The sequence below is a fragment of the Mammaliicoccus sp. O-M54 genome (assembly GCF_022386035.1).
Taxonomy (GTDB): Bacteria; Bacillota; Bacilli; order Staphylococcales; family Staphylococcaceae; genus Mammaliicoccus; species Mammaliicoccus sciuri_A.
This window is the reverse complement of sequence record NZ_JAJNJE010000021.1, coordinates 1-2,864: the sequence shown is the minus strand read 5'-3', so window position 1 is coordinate 2,864 and position 2,864 is coordinate 1. Positions and strand designations below refer to the sequence as shown.

The window sequence follows — 2,864 nt, the reverse complement described above, 5'->3', positions numbered from 1 at the left end:
ATAATCTAGTTAAATCCCGTAAGGGCGCACTTATACGTTCTAAAAGAACGCGTGTAAAAACCATAATCGACCTTCGTCGATTTTTTTATTTCAAAATTAAAGAAACGGCTTGAGATATTCCGAGCAGTTATAAAAATTAATTTGTCTTGAATATTGCTACTACATTCTTGAAAAAGTGATGTAGATTTATAGCCCATAACTTTTTTGAATTCCATCGACGATACGGCGTCGAAAGAAAAATAAACAGACCGTACGAAAGAAAAAAGCTATCTCAATTTTGGGGTAGCTTTTATTTTTTATGCCCTTATTTTGAATTTTAAGGGGGCATTTTAAAGAATTAGGGGTAAATCATATAGTTTTATACCTAAAAACGTATATCGGCTCTTAAAACGCAAATATGAGCCAAATAAATATATTTTAATTACACCAATTAAAATTTGAGCAAAACCAGTGGCTATTTTTTAGACACTGCCCATCTACATGCAAATTTAAAAATTGGCATAAAAAATGGGTAACCATGCTGGTTAAACGCTATAGTTCCCCCAGGGGTTAAAAAATAAAAAAACGCTAGCTTTTTAGCTAACGTTTAGTAATATTTTTCTATATGTTTTTGTATTTCAGTTGCTTTTTTCTCTTTTTTTAATTGTCTTTTTTTAAATCCATCAGAATTTCTTGAAGTCTTATATATATCTACAATTTTTTTATAGTCAATTTCATAACCGTTTTTTTGTAACTCTTCCACAAAAAATTTATCACAATTTATAAGCATTATTCTTCCTCAATTTCATCAATCATTTGATGATTTAACTCTCTTTTTTCTTGTTCTGTTAAATCATGCAGTTCACTAGCTAAATATTCTTTTTGTTTCCAAATATAAAAAATTTGATAAATATATTCAGTCGGATCAATCTCTTTTAGATAATCTAATTCGCCATTTTTTAATAACTTTCTGGCTTCTTTAAATAAACCTGAATACACTAAAACTTGTTTACCTTTCAAAGATTGATAATAAGCATCAAATACTTTTTGATTACTTAAATAATCACTATCTTTCCCCGAATATTTAGCCATTTCATAAAGTTCTTTATTATTATTGGCTTTAACTCTTTGAACATGAACTTGTGTAATCTCTTCAATACCCGTTACATCTCGCCACAAATTTAACCATTCTTTTTGATTAATATAATAATTTTTATCAGTAAAATATGATTTATTAACCGCAATCAACACATGAAAATGAGGGTTATAATCGTCCCGTTCTTTGTTGTATGTAATTTCTAATTTTCTTACATAACCCTTAACAACCTTTTTAAATTTTGTTCGATTACTTAATCGTCTAAATGATTGATTATAATGCTTAATCTCATTTTCTAATTCATTTTTAGATACATTAGGCGTCGTTAACGTTAAAAATATAAATTCTTTTTCATGTGCCTGTTTAACATGCTGCATCATTAAAGATAGACTTAAAGCATCTTTTCTTGCTTTACGCCAAGCACAAACAGGACAAAAGCGATTCTTACACGAATTGGCTTTATATAATTTCTGTTTTTCTAACGACTTATCAGTCACAAAAGACAAAAAGGTATTACATTCCTTTACCAATGCCATTTGATTTTCCCCCACGTGTCGTTCAATAAAATTTTGGAACACTTGATTTCTACGTTTTTTCTCAGTATACTTATCCATGTTATAACACTTAAAAAACAACTTAGTTTTTCACAAACTATGTATATAAAAAAGTTGCTTTTTCTCCTTTCATGTAAAGTTTTTTGTTTGGTCACTTAAAACACTACATTACTAGGTATGAAAAAGCAACTTTTTTTGTACTTTAAACCAGATATACCAATGCTTTAAGGGTAACTATTCCACTCTGTAATAGTTACCCTTATTATCAAGACAAGAAGAAACTCGTTTTCAACTCGTTTCAAAAACCTAAAAAACATTGACTGTAATAATCAAAACTAAAGCACATATAATAGCAACTCCAGCACAATAAACACTTTTCTTATAACTAACTTTTTTATTGCTTTTACTTATAATTTTATAAATTTCATTTCCCCAAAGAACCAAAGCAAAAATTCCAAACACAATAAAACCTATTCCAAATACATAACCTAAAATATCTAAAATCATAATATTTACCTCCTTAAGCTTTATTAATATAAATACTAACAAAGAAAAAGACCGGTAAAACGAACATTTTTGTCACATTCGAAGTTGCTTTATTCCAATTGCTTTATTGACTTTGAGCCTCGGAACCCTTAACAATCCCAAAACTTGTCGAATGGTCGGCTTAATAGCTCACGCTATGCCGACATTCGTCTACAAGTTTAGTTAAGGGTTCTTCTCAACGATCAATAAATTTTCTCGGCATAAATGCGTCATTTAAAGCTAGTTAATCATCTATACTTAATTTAAAAATTTCTTCTTTCTTATCAGTTAATTCTTTAAATATAATTTTCGGCTTTTTTTCAGAAAGCAATATGTCAAAAGCCTCATTATAGATAGCTTTCGCTTCTTTAGATTTAGATATAGAAACTCTACTATAAATATTTCCTATCTCTTCAAGTAAACTAGCGCTTTTTTTATAGTAAACTAAGCCTTCTTTATTCGCTTCAAGGTCAACAAAACCATTTCTAATTCCATATTTTAAAGCGTAATAAAGTAAAATAGCCGAAAATATTATATATATAAATATCAAATTAATACCTCCTTTTTTAACAAACTTTATCACAATAGTTATTGCTTTACAGGTCTATTTTTCATCGTTATAATCTAGTTAAATCCCGTAAGGGCGCACTTATACGTTCTAAAAGAACGCGTGTAAAAACCATAATCGACCTTCGTCGATTTTTTTATTT

General features: G+C 28.7%; 4 protein-coding genes. All 4 read right to left on the bottom strand.

The window, feature by feature from the left end; all coding sequences use genetic code 11:
- Positions 1-586 precede the first annotated feature (586 nt).
- The 4 genes from LQ673_RS14645 to LQ673_RS14630 all read right to left on the bottom strand — a co-directional run bounded on the left by LQ673_RS14645 (position 587) and on the right by LQ673_RS14630 (position 2,704).
- Positions 587-769, bottom strand: coding sequence for a hypothetical protein (locus LQ673_RS14645; protein ID WP_239713618.1), 183 nt, complete (start codon positions 767-769; stop codon positions 587-589).
- Positions 769-1,689, bottom strand: a complete 921-nt coding sequence (locus tag LQ673_RS14640) for a protein rep (RefSeq protein ID WP_239745106.1) — start codon at positions 1,687-1,689, stop codon at positions 769-771. Before LQ673_RS14640 ends, LQ673_RS14645 begins: the two co-directional genes overlap by 1 nt.
- Before the next feature lie 246 nt (positions 1,690-1,935).
- A complete protein-coding gene (locus LQ673_RS14635) occupies positions 1,936-2,136 on the bottom strand; it encodes a hypothetical protein (RefSeq protein ID WP_239709663.1) in 201 nt (66 codons plus the stop codon).
- 262 nt (positions 2,137-2,398) lie between these two features.
- Entirely contained in the window at positions 2,399-2,704 is a 306-nt protein-coding gene (locus tag LQ673_RS14630; RefSeq protein WP_049427954.1) for a hypothetical protein, read from the bottom strand.
- Between the last annotated feature and the right edge of the window lie 160 nt (positions 2,705-2,864).